The organism is Pseudoalteromonas sp. Z9A4 (assembly GCF_011378845.1).
Taxonomy (GTDB): Bacteria; Pseudomonadota; Gammaproteobacteria; order Enterobacterales; family Alteromonadaceae; genus Pseudoalteromonas; species Pseudoalteromonas arctica.
Genome location: NZ_WTLA01000018.1, coordinates 71,441 through 90,439, shown reverse-complemented (window position 1 = coordinate 90,439; position 18,999 = coordinate 71,441). Strand labels below are relative to the sequence as shown.

Genomic DNA, 18,999 nt, shown 5'->3' with positions numbered 1-18,999 from the left:
AACTCAGTAGTGAAACGAAACAGCGCCGATGATAGTGTAGCATTTGCTATGTGAAAGTAGGACATTACCAGGCTTCAAATTGTAGAAAGTCCGACTAGAAATAGTCGGGCTTTTTTACGTCTGTAGAAAAGTGAAATGCGCGCAATTAACACACACTCACATCAACACCTAGCTCGTAGGGCGGGCGAGTGCAGCGACTCCCGACGCTGATATACTGCGTAGCGTACCGACTTTATATTGTAGAGCGTCTGAATCTAATGATTCGGGCTTTTTTACGTCTGCAAAAAAGTGATTTAGGGATTCCTCTAGAGCGAAGGACTTCTTAGTAAATCATTTATATCGATCAGCAATAATATTTAATCAATTTGAGGGATTAAATCTGACGCTAACTGCGTTAAAAGCCTCATATATGAAGCAACTGAATAACGAATTTTTTGCCCTTCTTTTATCGACTCCGCTTAGTTATTGCTCTAATCTCAATTTATGATCTGTTCAATTATGTAGTTTATAAAATGTGACAGAGCTCGTTTAGATAAAAATAGAATAATAAGGGTTTAATAATGAGTGAAATTGATAATCATCCACATGGCATTTTTTGTTGGTCAGAACTTTGTACGCATAATTGGAAAGATGGTAAGGCGTTTTATACATCATTATTTGATTGGGGGTATGACGATCAACCTATTGGGGAGGACATATATTACACCATGCTACAAAAGCAAGGTGGTGATATAGCCGCTATGTATGAAATGCCTAAAGAGCAAATTAGTGAAGGGATCCCAAGTCATTGGTTGGCTTACATTGCCGTCGACAATGTTGATGATTGTGCGCTAAAAGCTAAAGAACTAGGTGCTGAAGTTATTGCCGGTCCTCATGATGTTATGAATGCAGGACGAATGTTGATGCTAAAAGATCCTGTAGGTGCCACTGTTGCACTATGGCAAGGCAATGAGCATAAAGGTTGTAAGTACTTAGGTGAATTAAACACGCCTTATTGGCATGAGTTAGCAACCAGAAATAGTAAAGTAAGTAGAGATTTTTACTGTGCTTTACTAGGCTGGGAAAGTGAAATAAAGCCAATGGAAGGTATGAACTACACTTTATTTTTGGTTGATGGACAGCCAATTGCCGGTATGCTTGAGATGACAAGCGACTGGCCTGAAGATATTCCTGCTCATTGGATGATTTATTTTGCAGTAGAGAGCTGCGATACGGCAGTAAATAAAGCCGCTAGCTTAGGTGGACAAGTATGTGTTCCTGCAACAGATATCCCCGATGTTGGTCGTTTTAGTGTTATATGCGATCCTCAAGGTGGTGTATTTTCGGTGATCGAATCTGTTATAGATGACGTTTAAACAGTTACATTAGCTTTAGCGTTAATTTACTCGCTAGTTTGTTATAATACTCGCCAATTAAATCGTCAGAAAGTGCAGAGAACGCAATGGAATTTGAACAAAATAGCAATTTAACCCTTCCTTTATTTCTATTAGATGAATCATTAAGTAATAGAGATTTAGAGCAGCCTGATTTTGAAATATCAATTGGACTTGATGATGAGTTACTTGCTCAAATTTGCCAAAATCCAAGTGAAGATAGCAGTGTAGCTATTACCGTTAGCGGTTATGAGTTGCTTATAACTGATTCTCTGTATTTAAGTATATTAGAGCAAGAGCATGATGCGCAGATAACATTAACGCATGGGCCTCTTTTAAGTATTGTTTTGAATACTGAAGGTCAAAAAACATTCGTTTCCCCTCAAATGGATATGATGCCTACCTTCGATTTAGGTGACGAGGACGAATGAAAAAAATAATAATAAGTACATTCGTATTAATTATCCTTAGTGGCTGTGCTTACTTAGGTAATGCACATTACGATGATTTATTTGGCCCTGAACAAGCGCAAGAACGTATCGTTCCACATTCTACCCTTGCTGGAGCTGATTTTTTACAAAACGTAAAACCAGTACTCGATACCCGCTGCGTCGTTTGCCATGGTTGTTACGATGCACCTTGCCAGCTTAAGCTCTCATCCCCTGAAGGTATTGATCGAGGTTTGAGTAAAGAGCTCGTTTACGATGGAACTCGTTTATTGGCAACGACCCCAAGCCGTTTATTGTTTGATGCAACCAATACACAGCAATGGCGAGAAAAAAACTTTACGCCAGTGCTAAATGAGCGTGTACAAAGTGAAGAAGCAAACTTAGCGGGAAGTGTTTTATTTAATAGTTTAGTGTTAAAGCAAAGCTATGAATTACCAACTAATGAAGTGCTAGATGATGAATTTGATTTTTCATTAGGGCGTTCGCAAACCTGTGCAACAATGGGGGAGTTTGACCGATTAGCTGACGAGCAACCTCATGGCGGTATGCCTTATGGTTTACCTGGGGTTTCGCGCGAAGAGTTTAATCATTTACAGAACTGGCTTAAAAATGGCGGTAAAATGTCACATATTGAGCCACCAAGTAAGTATGATCAGAATAAAATAAAGGGCTGGGAAGCATTTTTAAATCAAGATAACTTAAAGTATCAGTTATCAGCACGTTATATTTATGAACATTGGTTTTTAGCACATATTTATTTTACGTCAGAGAACCCACAAAGCTTTTTTAAACTAGTTCGCTCAAGTACGCCTCCTGGTGAGGAAATAAAGTTAATTAATACGCGTCGTCCATACGATGACCCTAAAGTTAGCCGTGTTTATTATCGTTTTATGCAAGAGCGTACAACCATACTTTCTAAAACGCATTTACCACTTGAGCTTAATGAAACTAAATTACTGCGTTTGTACGAGCAGTTTATTGCGCCAGATTATACAGTTACGCAAATGCCGAGTTATGAGCCTAAGTCAGCATCTAACCCATTTAAAACTTTTGAAGTTATTCCTATTAATTCTAAATATCAATTTATGCTTGATGAAGCAGAGTTAATTATTATGGGCTTTATAAAAGGGCCTGTTTGTCGTGGTCAGATTGCTTTAAATGTTATAAATGATCACTTTTGGGTGGCATTTGCTGATCCTGATAAAGTTGCGACTCCTGCTGTAGGGGAAATGCTAATGCAACATGAAGAAGCCCTAGAGCTTCCTGCCGCAGAGGAAAGTAATGCGTTACCTATTTCTAGCTGGGTTAAATATTCAGTTCGTGAGAAAAAATATTTACAGGCAAAAGTTGAGCTTGCTAACGAAATGTTTAAAGGTGGCGAGCATCTTACAACTGACTTGCTTTGGAAAGGTGATGGGCATAATAAAAATGCTGCACTGACTATTTTCCGCCATTTTGATAGTGCAACTGTTGTTAAAGGTTTTATTGGTCAAGAGCCTAAAACCACGTGGATACTTGATTATGCGTTATTTGAACGTATTCATTATTTGCTTGTGGCAGGCTTTGATGTATACGGAAATATAGGCCATCAATTGGTTACACGTTTATATATGGATTTTTTACGTTTAGAGGGAGAGCAAAACTTTTTAGCTCTATTACCTGAGCACAAGCGTAATCAAATCAAAAAGCAGTGGTATCGTAATTCACCACCTGACTTATCTAAGTTCTTTAAAAGTAACCGAGAATTTAGCCAGCCCAGTGGTATTAACTATGAAACTGATGATCCACAGCATGAACTATATACCTTGATGAAAGAAGCCTTAGCGCCAGTTTTAAGTGAAAAATACAACTACACTGAAGTGGCAAAGCCGTTAAATGTAATAAGTGAAATGCCAGCAAAAGCGGTTAACTTATTACCTCAGCTTTCTTTTATACTTGTAAAGCAAGAAGATAATAGCCATAAGGGCTACACTATTATTCATCATAATGCGCACTACAATATATCTAGTTTATTAAACGAAGATGGCCAACGTGCTTATGATGAAGATACTGCGACTATTGTTCCTGGGTTTATCGGAGATTATCCAGCAGCTATTTGGTATTTAAATAACGAGCAGCAAGTAAATGCTTTTGCCGAGCAATTGCCTATGATGCAAATAGAAGCTGATTATGGTGCATTGAAATCTAAGTTTGGTATACGACGTACTCATCCACAGTTTTGGCAATACAGCGATATATTGCACGATACAGCTAAAAAATATCGTGGGATAGAATATGGAATGTTCGACTATAACCGTTTAGAAAATAGATAGTTAAATAGTTTTATTTTATTAGCCCAACTTTTTAGTTGGGCTTTTTTATTTAATAATCATTATTTAAGCTGCTTATTAGTTCTAAAAAATTGAGCTACACTTAAAACAAAAACAGGGCTTAGTATGTTTAAAGTTGTCGCGAATATCCGTACTCGTTACCGATGGGCATTAATAGCAATAGCACTATTAATAAGCACATCAGCATCACTTATGCAGTATTATTTTTCGGTGCAAAAATATGACGCAAAAATAATAAATATGGCTGGTAAGCAGAGAATGCTTTCTCAAAAAATAGCTTGGCATAGTAATGAGTTATTATTATCGGCAACAAATATTTCTGAGCATACTAAAGCGTTAAAGACATCAGTCGTATCATTCAAAAAAACTCATAATTACTTACTTTCAAAAAATGCTAATGGAGAGTATCAGTACCTTACACCTAAGCTTATTAAGCTATATACGTTAGCTCCTCATAAACTAGATTCCCAAGTTGCAACATATATCCAGCAAGCGGAAAATTTGCTTTATCAACAAGGCCAAGTAGATAAGCGTATATTCTCTGTAACTGAGGTTGAAGAGCTATTAAAGCAACTAGATCATGCAGTGAATTTATTTGAAGAGCAAGCTGTCCAAAAATTGAACTGGGTATCTAATCTTGAATTATTATTTTGGCTTATGGCGATGTTTTTACTACTTGTAGAGTTAAGGTTTGTATTTATGCCAATGGAAAAAGAAATAGGTAACGCATTGTCTAAATACCAAAAGCAAAAAGAGTTCGCTCAACAAGTGAGTCAAAATAAAGAGCATTTTATTGCCAGAGCAAGTCACGAATTTAGAACTCCTTTACAGGGTCTTATTACGTCTATTGAGGAGTTAAAGGTTTCTGATACGCAGCAAAGCGTTAAAACCCAAGCTAATTACTGTGCACTTAGGTTAATAGCCATATTAGATGAACTGCAGGACTTGCAAGCTTTAAGTACAGGTAAGTGGGTACCGCAATTTAAAAATGAAAACCTTCTAGAGTCGTGTAATAAAGTACTAATGGCTTACGAGCATGCTTGTCAGCAAAAAGGCCTAAAACTAGTTAGTTGTTTAGATGAATCATTAAATTGTGTATGTAAATTGGATCATCAACGTTTGCAGCATACGCTTACAGAATTAATCAGTAACGCTATTAAGTTTACGACAGAGGGTGAAATTACTGTCTCTGCAAAGCTTTTTAATAATGAACTTTGTGTCACTGTAAGTGATACTGGTTGTGGTTTTTCGAAAGAGATTACTGATCTTGAATTTGACTCATTTAAACAAACAAACCATTTTCAAGGATTAAGAACAGGTCTCACTCGGGTTCAGTATGTTGTAAAGGCGTTGCACGGTGAAATTACCTTCAAAAATAATGAAGCCCATGGGGCGCTGGTATCTTTGCACTTACCAATAATTGCCAGTAAAGCTCTCCCAAACCCTCGTAAAATAAATGACAAACTAAAGTGTTTAGTCGTTGAAGATAATCCATTAAATACTATATTACTGACCCGCATACTTAGCTTATTAGGTTTAAGCTATGATTGCGCTGAAAACGGCAAAGTCGCGTGCGATATGGTGAGTGAAAATCAATACGATATTGTTTTTATGGACTTAAATATGCCAGTAATGGATGGGTTTGAGGCGATTAAAAAAATACGCTCTGATCTTAATAAAGTAATGCCAATTATTGTTATAACAGCAAATACTTCACAAAATGATATAGAGCGAGTTTATGAATACGGAGCTAACCTCCATATTCATAAGCCAATAAGCCAGCAAGCAATTAAAGACGCATTAAATAGTATTAGCGTTGCTAGTGAAATAAATTAATTTTGCAGATAACAAGCTTGCTAAGCTCTTTTAATATGCGTTAACTTGCTGTTTTAAGGTTTATTAGGAAAAGTTAGTGCAGTCAATTACGCTTGAGCAATTTAATGGTTACTTACAAGGGCAAGGCAAAAGTCGTTACGACATATGCAACCTAGATTGGCAAGTGAATCTAGGAGAACATTGGCTGCTTCTAGGTGCTAATGGAGCCGGTAAATCTGCACTGACAGCTGCGTTAGTTGGTGAAGCTAAGTGCGAAAGTGGTAAGCGTATAAGTAGTATTAATAAGCTTATGCTCGTGTCTTCAGATTCGCATAAACAGTTACTAGCTCAAGAATTTGAGCATGAAAAGCACTCCCTCGTTAAAGACCTTATTTTTACAGGGCATAGTAATAATGATGAGTTATTAGCGCAGCTAATAGAATTATTTAAATTTAGCTCATTACTAAATAGGCATTTTAGAGACCTTTCAACGGGTGAAACTCGTAAACTCCTACTTATAAAAGCACTCAGCTCCCATAGTGAGTTAGTCGTACTTGACGAGCCATTAGATGGACTCGACGTACAATCTTGCCAGCAACTTAATAAAATACTCATAGAGCTTAGCCACACGATTACTTTTGTTTTTGTGCTAAACCGCTTAGACGAAATACCTTCATTCATTACTCACTATGGTTATGTAAACCAAGGCTGCTTGTTACATACTTTAGCAAAGCCAAGTAGTGAGCAATTAAGTGACTTACTAAAACTACTTCATTTAGAGCATACTTCATTGGATGTGCCATCTCCTGATACCGAACAAGAGCAAAAGACATTCACTGGTAATACCTTAGTTAAATTGAGTAATGCTAAAGTTAGTTATAGTGACGTAAGCATATTCAAAAATCTCAATTGGACTATAAAAAAGCATCAGCATTGGCAGCTTACTGGAGCGAACGGTTCAGGTAAAACATGCCTATTAAATTTAATAACAGGTGATAACCCACAGTGTTATAACAATGACATTGAAGTGTTCGGTTTTAAACGCGGAACCGGGGAGAGTATTTGGGATATAAAACAGCATATTGGTTTTATATCTAACGCGCTACATATGGATTATCGCGTAAGTATATCGGCTTTAAATACTGTTATATCTGGTTTTTATGACAGCATAGGTTTATATCAAAAGCCGAGCGACGCACAAGTTAATATTGCTCAACAGTGGCTGGCATTTATTGGTTTAAGTGACAAGCAAAACACCTCATTCACCCAGCTTTCGTACGGCGATCAACGTATGCTTTTAATTGTACGAGCTATGGTAAAGCATCCAACGTTACTTATTTTAGATGAACCTTGCTTAGGATTAGATGAAGCAAACAGGCAACGTGTACTGCTACTAATAGAGAAAATTTGTGCTGCTAATACAAGTACTGTGATTTATGTAAATCATCATGCGGCAGACAAAATTAAAAAAATAGAGAATTACTTAAAAATGGAAGACTTTAATTAAAAGCTCAGAGAAAGGTTGAGCGAAAATTCACTCAACCCATTTTTATTTTAAAGACGAGTAACGCTAAAGCCTTTATCTCGTAGCTGTTTAAGTAACCCGTGTTTTTCAGGTAAATGCAGAGCACCTACGGCAATAAATAGTTGCTCGTTTGCTAAACGCGGTGTGAGTTGTTTAACCCAATTATTATTGCGGTTAGTTAGCATTACTTGCTCGCTAATTTCACCATAATTACTGTCATCAAAACTCATGTTGTAGTAATCGGTTAGTGTATCCATATCCCCGTTTTTCCAGGCATTAACTAATTTGATAAAGTAAGTATTAATATCGCTGAGTTGCTCAAAGGTTTCTTCAATCATTTCATTGCTTAATAGCGCCATGCCATCAAACATTTGCAGTTGTTGCTCTAGGGTTTCAAGCTCGCCAATTTTAATATTATGCTCTTTAGCATAACTAAGCACTTGCTTGTCTATGCCGGTTTTATCTGAATATCCTGCATTTTGAAATTCAATTTGCATCATAGTCACCATAACAGCCCAAGGCTTTAAGCCATTAAACATAGCAATATCAATCGACTTTTTAGCAAAGTAATTTTTTAGCTTGGTATAATTTTGCTTTGAAAGCTCAGTTTGTAATGTTTTACCGTCACTTAGCATCATAAATGGCATTGAGCGCTGTTGCATTTCAAGTGGTGTAAGTTTGCTTATATCAACTTCAACAATGACTTCTTTGCTTGCGCTAATTGCATCGGTTACATTTTTAGGTAAGCCTTTCATGCTGGTATCACCAACGTGTACAGTGCCAAATAAGTAAGAGCTGACGCCATTTTTTTCTATTTTATATAAGGCGGGAGCTGCATAGCTGTTAAGGCTAAATGTTATAAGCAATGCCACAATAAAAAAGTGGCTAATACGGGTAAGAGCATTCATGGTTTGTCCTTAAAATCTCGAAGGTTAGTAGTGTAAATACTAACCTAAATTTACTTCAGAGGTAACGTTAATATAAACGTTAACGTATTGCTTTCGGTATTACTGGCCGTGATAGTAAAGCCATTTAAGTTACATAAGCTCTGTACAATTGATAATCCTAAACCATGGCGCTGGTTATTAGTTCTAGATGAATCTAGCTGATAGAGCGGGTCAAAAATAGCAGTGAGCTGTTCACTACTTAGTGGTTTATTTACTTTGTTACTAACAGAGATGGTCATGTTTGTGCTGTTATTTACGGCAGTTAATTTAATTGGTGCCTCAGGGAGTCCATAAAATAGTGCGTTATCGATTAAGTTACATAAAATGGTATTTAAACTAAATTCGTCAGCATTAAGTGTAAACTCGTCAGTTATTTCATTATTTAAACGCGCTTTAATAGTTGGGTGCTTAAAGGTCAGCTCATCAACAATTTGATTTACTAGGTTATTTAGAATGATATTTTGTGCATTTAATTGCATTGCACTGCTACTTGAGCGCTGCAACAGTAATAGGTTGCTAACAATCGTTTTCATACGCTGTGAAATATTAAGCACATCACTGGTATAGGTGTCGCTAATACGTTTATCGTCAGGGTAGCGAATAGCCACTTCTGAGAGGCTTATTAGTTCAGCTATTGGGGTTTTAAGCTCGTGTGCAATGTCGCTTGTTAGGCGTTTTTCATTACTATAGAGTTGCTGATTAACGGTAATAAACTTATTTAGCTCGTTACGTATAGGTTCTATTTCTTCTACTTTAAAGTCGCTTTCTATTGTTTGCGCAATACCGGTAATATCGAGTAACTTAATTTGGTCGTTTAAGTTGTGTAGCGGGTGCAGACCTTTATTTACAATACGTGTCACTAAATAGCGCACACCAAACACACCAAGTACACAGGTTAAAATAAAGACCACATCAATAATAATCAGTACTTTATTAAGTTCGGCTGTCGGCGCTGCAATCGCAAGAGTCATGGTATTAAAAACAGCAGAGTGAGTGGGGTTTCTATCGTCTTTTTGGGCTACAAAGTGACTTATAAGTGCGCGGCCATCACGCCCGTTAGGAAGCTCGTAATCTATAATTTTAGATTCGTTTATCGGCATTTCTAAAAAAGGTAGGTTAGCATTTTCATAAAGCTCTAATGAGTCCGAGCGCTCAAACACATCACGGCCATGCCATAATTGGTAAAACTCCGTGGCATCGGCTGCTTCATACTCCGACATAAACTCACCAGCAAAATCAAATTCAACTACGTTGTTGTCATCCTCAACTAAGGTTTTTAAGTAGTTAGCTTTGTTAGTTAGAGACTGATTGAACTGATCTTCCACCCAAGTATCAACACTTAGATCAACGGTTAAAAATATGGTGAATAAAATAACAGAGATCACAGCGCTAATATTATTAACGAGTTTACGTTTTATTGAGTGATTTTTATTTTGTTGTTGCGACATAACCAAATCCACGTTTATTTTTTATCGGGAGCTCGCCATCAAACTGTCTTACTTTTTTACGTATGGTTGAGATGTGTGCTTCAAGCGCATTTTTAGAGAGCATATCAAACTGCCCTACCACCGCTTCACTTATAAGCTCAAGCCCCAATACTCGCTCTGGGGCGTTAAATAAGCATTCTATTATTTTGTATTCATTACGCGTGAGCTCAATGGCATGTTGCTTGTAGTGAAGAGTTTTAAGTGACAGATCTAATACGCAATCACCTACGGTAAGGGTATTTTGTTGGTTTTGCAGTGAACCACGACGAAGTAATGCAAGGACGCGAGCATGGAGTTCTTCAAACGAAAATGGCTTAGTTAAATAATCGTCAGCGCCTTTCATAAGGCCGTTAATTTTATCTTGAGGCTCACTTCGTGCAGATAAAATTAGCACACGGCTTTGGCTATTACTGCTGCGCAGTGCTTGTAAAATACTCATGCCATCAACGCTCGGTAGCATTAAATCAAGTACGAGGAGGTCGTAGTTTCCACTCAGTGCCATACTCAACCCTTCTGAGCCATCACCTGTTTCATCTACGGTAAAACCAAGGTTGCTAAGGCCAACTTGCAAGCTGCGTCTTAGTGCTTCAGAGTCTTCAATAACGAGGATTTTCATGTTTACTCGGTTTATAAAAATAGCCTTGTTACTTTAACAAGGCTTTATTATCAAGTCACTGCAAGAATAATAACTAATGGTACCAGCCATTTGTGTAGGCTAAATTACCTAAGTTCGCGTGGGCTAGGGCTTTTTTAACTAGTTGCTCATCGTTTTCACATGGCACAAGCTGGTTATTGCTATACGTATAGGTGGTTGCTGGTTTTTGTGGTTGTAACACCACCACTTTATTATCGTGCATGTAAGCAAAGTTTTTGTCGTATTGCATCATTGCGCGTTGTTTCTTGTCGCTAATTGGCTTTGATAAATCATGACCTATCATTGGGTGCTTACCACTTGCGCCAATCAAAGAAAGTAGAGTAACAGGAATATCGAGCTGACTGGCTAGTTGGCTATCTCGTTTATGGGTAATACCTTTACCAAAAATAACGGCCGGAATTTTAAAGTGATCAACCGGTACTAAATTCGAACCCGATACGCGCGAGTCGTGATCGGCAATAACTATAAATACGGTATCATCCCAGTAGCTCGATTTTTTAGCTTTTTTGATAAAGGTACCTAGTGCGTAATCGGCATACTTGGCAGCATTATTACGGGTTTGTTTTTGTTTGTCGTACAGCGTTATTTTATCGTCAGGAAAGTCATACGGACTATGATTAGAGCTTGAGAATATAAGGCTAAAAAAGGGTTTGTTTTGATTTTTAAGCTTAGTAAGTTCTATGTCGGCTTGGTCGTACAAGTCTTCGTCTGATGCGCCCCACGAGCCATTAAAGTCTATTTTTTTAAAATTATTTGTATCTACGATACTTTTAAAACCGTTGCCTAAAAAGAAGCTGCGCATGTTATCAAAATGGCTTTCGCCACCATAAATAAACTGCGTGTTGTAATTTTGCTTCGTTAAAAAATCAGCAATGGTAAAAAAGTCACGTTGTGATTTATCAAGCTTAACAACCGCACGCGAAGGCGTTGGTGTAAACCCTGTAATTACTGCCTCAATTCCACGCACTGAACGTGTACCCGTGGCGTATAAATTATCAAACCCCCAACCTTGTTTATAAAGGGCGTCGATATTAGGTGTAAGCGGTAAACCGCCAAGCGTGCCTACATAACGAGCACCTAAACTTTCTTGTAAAATAATGACTAGGTTTTTTGGCTTACCTGTATTGCTTGCTTCATGGAACGTATTTGTTGGGGCAGCTGAGTCGCTAAATTTGGCCTGCGTATTTTGCATGTTACTGCGTACAATACTAAGCAATTCATCGGTAGGCATTTTGCCATAATACTCTTGGCTTGATTGCTCGTTAGAGAGTTGTTTTACCGCAAACGCGACGCTATAAAGTGAGTTAAGGGTTAAATCGTTAAGTAAGTGATCAGTAGAGAACGAGACCATGGCGGGGTTAAGTGGTCTGTGCCCTAATGAGTTACGCGCGCCCAAAATAGTTAAGCATACTAAAACGAGCGCTAAAATTGATTGGTTTAAGCCTGTTAGTGATGACGTACTTTGCCATTGATTGCCAAATACTTTACCTGCAAATTTACAGCTTAAAATAAGTGCTATAACAGCAATAAATACTTCTAACTTATAGCCTGAAAAAATCATTTTTGAGACTTCTTTAGGGTAGATTAAATATTCTATAAATAAGCGGTTTGGGCGTAAATCGTATTCGTTTATAAATGTAGGCGTAATCACTTCAAAAAAAACGAGTAAAGCAGACATCCCCACTAAGTAAATTTTAATTAGGCCGCGAACTTTATTTTGCCACCCTATGCTTTGCATAACTAATGTAAGTAATAATGCGGGCATAATAATGTAGCTTAAAGTGGCTATATCTACTCTTAAACCACCTATAAATATAGATAACCACGCATGCGATCCAAATACACGCTCACCTTGCCAAACACTCAAACCAAAACGAGCAAGTGTTAAAAAACTCAGTGCCAAAAAAGTAAATACAACAAGAATCCACACAGGACCAAGTGCTTGCTTGACTGTAAAATTATTACTTTTAAGTGTTAAGCCCATAATACAGCCCACCAAATAAGAGCAGTAATTAGCATGGCTATAAATACACTGGCTGAGGCAATATCTTTAGCGAGACCCGAAAGCTCATGATATTCACTGCCAATTCTATCCACCACAACCTCAACGGCTGTATTTACAAGTTCAGCAAACAAAACAAAAAGCAGGCTGGCTATCAGTAATAACTTGTCGCTTAGTACAATTTTTTGTAGCCACACAAACACACCTAGTAATGAAAACAGTACTAGCTCTTGTTGAAACGCCGCTTCAAATCGACTCATCCATTTTAAGCCGTTAAAAGAATGGCTTAAGGTAAAAATAAGGCGCATTAAGCCTTGGCGTTTTATAACGGTTTTATTGCTCATAATTGTATTTCGCTTGGTGTTGTTTGGCAGCTAGCAAGTAAATCAAGCGATGCCTGATATGTTTTGCTCTTAATGCCAATTAAATTTAAAAGGGTGTGAAAAATATTGTTGTGTGAGCGCGCAGCGCGGGTGTCTAAATTAGCTAAACAGGTATTAGTAATGCGCTGGTTATGCTCATCAGCCCACATATAAAGGGGGACATGTGTTTGTGTACTTGGGGCAAAGCTATACGGAAAACCATGCAAATAAGCACCGGCTTCGCCAAGTGATTCACCATGATCAGAGACATATAAAAACTGCTTATCTATGTTGTTTGGCAGCGCTTTTAATTGCTCAATTACCTGGGCGTTAACAAAGTCGCTGTACGCAATTGTGTTGTCGTAGGTATTAACTAATTCATCGAGTGAGCAGTTTTGAATGTCGTTTCTATCGCACGTAGGCGTAAATTGCTTAAACTTATCTGGGTAGCGTTTAAAGTAGGTTGGCCCGTGTGAGCCCATCATGTGTAGGACAATAATGGTGTTAGCTTGGCTTAAATTAGCGAGTTTGCGTTTAAGTGGAGCAAGAAGTGCTTCATCAAAACAATATTTCCCATCGCAAAGCGTTGATGGGGTGGTTGGTATATCAATATTAACAACACGTGTGCATACGTTTTTACAGCCGCTGTTATTATCAACCCACAATACATCGCTGCCAGCTTGTTGTGCTAAGTCAATCAGGTTTTGTTGGTTGTCAGCTGCTAATCGATCAAAGTTATCTTGTGTTTGCAGTGAAAACATACACGGCACAGACACAGCAGTAGCGGTGCCACAAGACGCCACATTATTAAAATACGTCACATTGTACTTTTGTGTGTAAGAATTTGTGTTGCGCTTATAACCTTGATAAGCAAAGTTTTCTGCTCGTGCGGTTTCGCCAACAACCATAACGGTTACGCTGGTGGTGTTAGGCGCAATAAGAGTGGGTGTTGCATCTATATTTTTAAATTCTATATTGGTATACAGCAGCTGATCGCGCATATATTTATAACCGCTAGAGAGGTATTGAAACGGAATAATTTCTTTTTTCAAAATGCGGTTGTTACGACCAGTGGCTGCGTAATCGGCGTAAAAGTTAGCGACCACTAAAGCAATTAGCGTTAAGCAGGCAATAATAAGTTTTATGCGGCTAATCGCTTCTTGATGAGGGCGAGTAAAGTGTATTTTTACTTTGCTTAATATAAAAACAGGTAGCGCACAAAAAAGTAGTAAAAAGGCTATGAGCTGCGGGTTTAAATAGCTCAGCGCTTCGCTTGAATCGGTTTCGAACGTGTTTTGAATCATTGAATAGTCAAACACAACACCGTAATTTAATGAGCCGTAAAGCACGGCGCTCGAAATTATCAGTAAAAGATAGTTAATTGGTTTTAATAACCATCTAACCGACACTATCGAAAAGAAAATAATTAAAAGGCATAACAAAAGTAGCGGGACTGAAAGTAAAAATAGCCATGAAAAAGATGCAAGAGAGGTTATGGCGCTAAACGAACCTTGAATAAAAGGAATGTTTATAACTAAACAGTAATAACAGGCAATCATCACTACAAAGGCATTTGCACTACAGTGAATGTAAAACCGTTTACTACGATTTGGCTTTTTTTGTGCTGGTGTTTGACTAATTACGTTCATATTTAGGCTCGTTTAAAATAACAACGCCATGCTATGCAACAACACTTAAGAGTCGCTTAAGAGAACCTACGCATTACCTGAAGGTGATAAATAATTTTATTTATAAAAATATTCTTAAAAATTAATCAAACCTTAAATAAGGGATATAAGAATAGTGAATTTCTGAGAATAAAATTAGAGCATAAAAAAACCACTACTAGCTTGTATAATGAATTTTAAAACCTGATAAATTGCCTTTTAGTCTTTTTGTTAGATTAACTTTGGTGTTGACTTAAAGGGCCTAGCGCGGTACTAATATAAAAAGAGAGCGAAGGAATAACCTTCGCGATAATTGAACAAAATTTGGTATTAATTACATGCTTACAAACGCACTTAACCTAGTCCTGATTATTATCGTGGTGATTATTCCCGCGAGGGCTTCGTAGTGCTTTAAAAACTTAAGCATTAAAAAAGCCCTCCGCACTTAACCGTTCGGAGGGCTTTTTAGTTTTAAGGGCAAAGTTTTTAGCGTAAAAATGTAATTGGGTTGTCACTGAGGAATGAGGGTTTATTAATGACAGGCGCAGAACTAACAATCGACTTATTGGCCAAACACGGCGTAAATGAAGTATTTGGCTACCCAGGCGGAGCTATTATGCCAATTTACGATGCGCTGTATGGCGCGCCAGTCAAACACTACCTTACTCGTCATGAGCAAGGTGCAGGGTTTGCAGCTGTTGGTTATGCTCGCAGCACGCGTAAATTAGGTGTGTGTTTTGCAACATCGGGCCCAGGTGCAACTAACTTAATAACTGCCCTTGCTGATGCGATGATGGACTCAGTACCATTATTGGCGATCACCGGCCAAGTGCCTACTGCAGCTATTGGTTCAGATGCGTTTCAAGAAATAGATGTACTAGGTATGTCGCTTTCGTGTACTAAGCACAGCTACATGGTAGAACGAGCGGAAGACTTAGCAGAGATATTACAAGAAGCTATTCATTTAGCGCAAAGCGGCCGACCAGGTCCTGTACTTGTCGATATCCCAAAAGATATTCAAATGGCGCAAGTACCTTTTAAGCCTTGGCTTGCAGCTGATGAATACTTACCACAATTAGATTTAAATCAAGTTGCTATTGCTAATCAATTACTTAGTGAAGCAAAGCAGCCTGTAGCGTACGTAGGCGGTGGTGTACAAGCCGCTGACGCGCAAGACGAGTTAATGCAGTTTTTAAATAAAACGCAAATGCCGGCTGTATCAACACTTAAAGCATTGGGCAGTGTACTACCTGATTACGAACACTACTTAGGTATGTTAGGTATGCATGGTACTCAAGCGGCTAATATTGCTGTGCAAGAATGTGATGTGCTTGTATGTATAGGGGCGCGCTTTGATGACCGCGTAACGGGTAACTTAGCTAAATTTGCAGCTAAAGCTAAAGTAATTCATTTAGATATAGATGCCGCTGAAGTAGGTAAGCGAAAACCTGCTAAAGCTTCATTAATTGCTGATTTAAAAACCTCTTTACCAGCACTTGAGTGTTTTGTAACACCTAAAGCTTGGTGTGACACAAATAAAGAAATGAATATTAAGCACGCGTGGCGTTACGACTACCCAGGTGAGAAGGTTTATGCACCTTATTTACTTAGTCAGCTTAGTGAGCGTATGCCAAAAACTGGCGTTGTGTGCTGTGATGTTGGCCAGCACCAAATGTGGGTCGCGCAGCATATGAAATTTAGCCACCCGAGTAATCATTTAAGTAGTGGTGGCGCAGGCACAATGGGCTTTGGTTTACCGGCCGCTATTGGCGCACAAGTAGCACGCCCTGATGACTTTGTAATTACCGTATCAGGCGACGGCTCAATCATGATGAATATTCAAGAGCTTGCCACGATTCGCCGTAACAATTTACCAGTAAAAATATTAATTTTAGATAACCAGCGCTTGGGTATGGTTCGCCAATGGCAGGAACTGTTTTTTGAAGGACGTTACTCTGAAACTAACCTTTCGGACAACCCAGACTTTGTGCAACTAGCTGCTGTATTTGGTATTCCAGGGCAAACAATTACCCACGCTAACCAAGTTGATGATGCTATTACAGCATTAGTTAACAGCAAAGGCCCGTACATAGTACATGCTTGTATTGATGATAAAGAAAATGTTTGGCCACTTGTACCACCTGGGGCTGCTAACGACGAAATGATGACGGAGAAAGCAAAATGAAACACAGCCTAACTATTGCATTAAAAAGCCAAAGTATAGCGGTAGAACGCTTTTTACGAGTGGTGCGTCATCGTGGTTTTAACCTAACGCATTTTCAGCTCAATATAGATGATGGCTTATACAACGTAGCCATGACGGTAGATAGTGATAAACCTATTCATCTATTAACCAGCCAGCTAAACAAGCTGGTGGATGTAAAAGAAGTCACTTTACAAAATTTACAGCACCAACAGGCTGTATAATTACGAATTACAAAATAATTTACGAGTAACTGAGTCACTCGGTTATTCACCAATTTTAGAATGAGGAATGCCCGCTTATATTGCGGCAAAAACTGAGGTAACTATGGCTAAATTAAGAAGTGCAACAACAACTGAAGGACGTAAACGTGCAGGCGCAAGAGCATTATGGCGCGCAACAGGTATGACAGACTCTGATTTTGGTAAACCGATTATTGCCGTAGTTAACTCGTTTACACAATTTGTACCAGGGCATGTACACCTTAATCAGCTTAGTGAGCTTATGGGTGAGACAATAACCCAAGCCGGTGGCGTTCCAAAAGAATTTAATACCATTGCTATTGATGATGGCATTGCGATGGGACACGGCGGTATGCTTTATTCATTGCCTTCACGCGATTTAATTGCTGACTCGGTTGAATACATGGTAAATGGACACTGCGCCGATGCGATGATCTGTATTTCAAACTGCGACAAAATCACCCCAGGGATGATGCTGGCAGCGCTACGTTTAAATATACCGGTGATATTTGTATCGGGCGGTCCAATGGAGGCGGGTAAAACTAAACTTGCTAACATCGACATTAAACTTGATTTAGTTGATGCCATGGTTAAAGGCGCAGATGAATCGGTAAGTGATGCAGATTCAGAGCAAGTAGAGCGCTCTGCGTGTCCTACATGTGGTTCGTGCTCAGGCATGTTTACTGCAAACTCAATGAACTGTTTGTTAGAGGCTATAGGTTTGGCACTGCCGGGTAACGGTACCACGCTTGCTACCCATAAAGACCGTAAACAACTGTATGTTGAAGCAGGGGCTCGTATTGTTGATTTATGTCGTGAGTATTATCAAAAAGATAATCAAGATGTATTGCCACGCGCAATTGCCAATAAAACAGCCTTTATGAATGCAATGGTTGTTGATATTGCAATGGGCGGCTCGTCAAATACCGTATTACATTTACTCGCAGCAGCGCAAGAGGCCGGCGTTGATTTTGATATGTCGCACATTGATGCGCTTTCTCGTAAAACACCGTTTTTATGTAAAGTTGCACCAGCAACACCAGAGTACCATATTGAAGATGTCCACCGTGCAGGTGGCATGATGGCTGTTGTACGCGAGCTTGGTAAAGCGGGCTTAGTTGACATGTCGGTTAATCATGTAGCTGGGTCAACAATGGCTGAGCTTGTTAAAAAATGGGATGCAACCGACCCAACTAACGAAGTTGCGCGCAAATTTTACCGTGCGGGTCCTGCGGGCATTCGTACTACTAAAGCAATGAGCCAAGAGTGTCGTTGGGATGAAGGCGATAATGACCGCGTGAATGGGTGTATTCGAAGCGTTGAACATGCTTTTCGCCAAGACGGTGGTTTAGCTGTGCTTTCGGGTAATCTAGCGGTTGATGGCTGTGTTGTAAAAAGTGCTGGCGTAGTTGATGAAATGCTACATTTTGAAGGCACCGCCATTGTATACGAATCACAAGATGATTCAGTAGAAGGGATTTTAAATAACGAAGTAAAAGCCGGCGATGTTGTTGTTATTCGTTACGAAGGCCCTAGAGGCGGCCCAGGTATGCAAGAAATGCTATACCCAACAAGCTACTTAAAATCGAAAGGCTTAGCTGAAAAATGCGCACTTATTACTGATGGTCGCTTTTCGGGTGGTACTTCGGGTTTATCAATTGGCCATGTATCGCCAGAAGCGGCGAGTGGTGGTGCAATCGCTTATGTTGAAAATGGCGACAAAATCATTATTGATATCGCAACACGTGAAATCACATTAGCGCTAAGCGATGAAGAACTTGAGGCACGTAAACAAAAGCAATTAGCACGCGGAAAAATGGCGTACAAGCCAGTTGATCGTGAGCGCTATGTCTCGTCTGCTTTAAAGGCTTATGCATTACTTGCAACAAGTGCTGATAAAGGCGCTGTGCGCGACTTAGCTAAATTGGAGGCGCTTAGTTAA

General features: G+C 38.9%; 14 protein-coding genes. 8 read left to right on the top strand and 6 right to left on the bottom strand.

The features are described 5' to 3' along the window. Nucleotides 1-560 precede the first annotated feature (560 nt). The 5 genes from GQR54_RS13530 (at nt 561) to GQR54_RS13510 (ending at nt 7,474) form a co-directional block, all read left to right on the top strand. Nucleotides 561-1,355, top strand: coding sequence for a VOC family protein (locus GQR54_RS13530; RefSeq protein WP_165728075.1), 795 nt, complete (start codon nt 561-563; stop codon nt 1,353-1,355). Between the two features lie 86 nt (nt 1,356-1,441). Further along, nucleotides 1,442-1,804 (top strand): hypothetical protein, encoded by a 363-nt coding sequence (locus GQR54_RS13525; protein WP_165728076.1) that lies wholly within the window; start codon nt 1,442-1,444, stop codon nt 1,802-1,804. Next, nucleotides 1,801-4,134, top strand: a complete 2,334-nt coding sequence (locus GQR54_RS13520; protein WP_165724898.1) for a fatty acid cis/trans isomerase — start codon at nt 1,801-1,803, stop codon at nt 4,132-4,134. The genes GQR54_RS13525 and GQR54_RS13520 overlap by 4 nt, the downstream gene beginning before the upstream one ends. A gap of 123 nt (nt 4,135-4,257) precedes the next feature. Continuing rightward, entirely contained in the window at nt 4,258-5,988 is a 1,731-nt protein-coding gene (locus tag GQR54_RS13515) for a response regulator (RefSeq protein ID WP_166378260.1), read from the top strand. A gap of 76 nt (nt 5,989-6,064) precedes the next feature. Next, nucleotides 6,065-7,474 carry an ATP-binding cassette domain-containing protein gene (locus GQR54_RS13510; RefSeq protein ID WP_166378258.1) on the top strand — a complete coding sequence of 470 codons (1,410 nt, stop codon included), beginning with the start codon at nt 6,065-6,067 and terminating at the stop codon, nt 7,472-7,474. A 47-nt stretch (nt 7,475-7,521) separates the two neighbouring features. On the opposite strand, the gene GQR54_RS13505 is transcribed toward GQR54_RS13510, so the two are convergent. The 6 genes from GQR54_RS13505 to GQR54_RS13480 all read right to left on the bottom strand — a co-directional run bounded on the left by GQR54_RS13505 (nt 7,522) and on the right by GQR54_RS13480 (nt 14,594). Then, complete coding sequence (locus GQR54_RS13505; protein WP_165741077.1) at nt 7,522-8,400, bottom strand: TraB/GumN family protein; 879 nt, start codon at nt 8,398-8,400, stop codon at nt 7,522-7,524. Nucleotides 8,401-8,450: 50 nt separating this feature from the next. Continuing rightward, nucleotides 8,451-9,887: a HAMP domain-containing sensor histidine kinase gene (locus GQR54_RS13500; RefSeq protein WP_166378256.1), complete on the bottom strand. Its 1,437-nt coding sequence runs from the start codon at nt 9,885-9,887 to the stop codon at nt 8,451-8,453. After that, nucleotides 9,868-10,542, bottom strand: coding sequence for a response regulator transcription factor (locus GQR54_RS13495; RefSeq protein WP_007377292.1), 675 nt, complete (start codon nt 10,540-10,542; stop codon nt 9,868-9,870). The genes GQR54_RS13500 and GQR54_RS13495 overlap by 20 nt, the downstream gene beginning before the upstream one ends. Nucleotides 10,543-10,615: 73 nt before the next feature. Continuing rightward, nucleotides 10,616-12,565: an LTA synthase family protein gene (locus tag GQR54_RS13490; RefSeq protein ID WP_166378254.1), complete on the bottom strand. Its 1,950-nt coding sequence runs from the start codon at nt 12,563-12,565 to the stop codon at nt 10,616-10,618. After that, complete coding sequence (locus tag GQR54_RS13485; protein ID WP_165741080.1) at nt 12,556-12,927, bottom strand: diacylglycerol kinase; 372 nt, start codon at nt 12,925-12,927, stop codon at nt 12,556-12,558. Before GQR54_RS13485 ends, GQR54_RS13490 begins: the two co-directional genes overlap by 10 nt. After that, complete coding sequence (locus tag GQR54_RS13480; RefSeq protein WP_166378252.1) at nt 12,924-14,594, bottom strand: phosphoethanolamine--lipid A transferase; 1,671 nt, start codon at nt 14,592-14,594, stop codon at nt 12,924-12,926. The genes GQR54_RS13485 and GQR54_RS13480 overlap by 4 nt, the downstream gene beginning before the upstream one ends. A 553-nt stretch (nt 14,595-15,147) precedes the next feature. On the opposite strand from GQR54_RS13480, the gene ilvG reads away from it, so the two are divergent. From ilvG to ilvD, 3 genes are all read left to right on the top strand, one after another. After that, nucleotides 15,148-16,797 carry an acetolactate synthase 2 catalytic subunit gene (ilvG, locus tag GQR54_RS13475; RefSeq protein ID WP_165728086.1) on the top strand — a complete coding sequence of 550 codons (1,650 nt, stop codon included), beginning with the start codon at nt 15,148-15,150 and terminating at the stop codon, nt 16,795-16,797. Further along, nucleotides 16,794-17,039, top strand: coding sequence for an acetolactate synthase 2 small subunit (gene ilvM / locus GQR54_RS13470; RefSeq protein ID WP_165728087.1), 246 nt, complete (start codon nt 16,794-16,796; stop codon nt 17,037-17,039). Before ilvG ends, ilvM begins: the two co-directional genes overlap by 4 nt. Nucleotides 17,040-17,142: 103 nt before the next feature. Further along, entirely contained in the window at nt 17,143-18,999 is a 1,857-nt protein-coding gene (gene ilvD / locus GQR54_RS13465) for a dihydroxy-acid dehydratase (RefSeq protein ID WP_010553830.1), read from the top strand.

Excerpts from the sequence above, each read along its gene's own strand:
- ilvG (WP_165728086.1), top strand. The coding sequence starts at position 15,148 with ATGACAGGCGCAGAACTAACAATCGACTTATTGGCCAAACACGGCGTA.
- ilvD (WP_010553830.1), top strand. The coding sequence starts at position 17,143 with ATGGCTAAATTAAGAAGTGCAACAACAACTGAAGGACGTAAACGTGCA.
- GQR54_RS13500 (WP_166378256.1), bottom strand. The coding sequence starts at position 9,887 with ATGTCGCAACAACAAAATAAAAATCACTCAATAAAACGTAAACTCGTT.
- GQR54_RS13525 (WP_165728076.1), top strand. The coding sequence starts at position 1,442 with ATGGAATTTGAACAAAATAGCAATTTAACCCTTCCTTTATTTCTATTA.
- GQR54_RS13480 (WP_166378252.1), bottom strand. The coding sequence starts at position 14,594 with ATGAACGTAATTAGTCAAACACCAGCACAAAAAAAGCCAAATCGTAGT.
- ilvM (WP_165728087.1), top strand. The coding sequence starts at position 16,794 with ATGAAACACAGCCTAACTATTGCATTAAAAAGCCAAAGTATAGCGGTA.
- GQR54_RS13520 (WP_165724898.1), top strand. The coding sequence starts at position 1,801 with ATGAAAAAAATAATAATAAGTACATTCGTATTAATTATCCTTAGTGGC.
- GQR54_RS13495 (WP_007377292.1), bottom strand. The coding sequence starts at position 10,542 with ATGAAAATCCTCGTTATTGAAGACTCTGAAGCACTAAGACGCAGCTTG.
- GQR54_RS13505 (WP_165741077.1), bottom strand. The coding sequence starts at position 8,400 with ATGAATGCTCTTACCCGTATTAGCCACTTTTTTATTGTGGCATTGCTT.
- GQR54_RS13490 (WP_166378254.1), bottom strand. The coding sequence starts at position 12,565 with ATGGGCTTAACACTTAAAAGTAATAATTTTACAGTCAAGCAAGCACTT.
- GQR54_RS13515 (WP_166378260.1), top strand. The coding sequence starts at position 4,258 with ATGTTTAAAGTTGTCGCGAATATCCGTACTCGTTACCGATGGGCATTA.
- GQR54_RS13485 (WP_165741080.1), bottom strand. The coding sequence starts at position 12,927 with ATGAGCAATAAAACCGTTATAAAACGCCAAGGCTTAATGCGCCTTATT.
- GQR54_RS13530 (WP_165728075.1), top strand. The coding sequence starts at position 561 with ATGAGTGAAATTGATAATCATCCACATGGCATTTTTTGTTGGTCAGAA.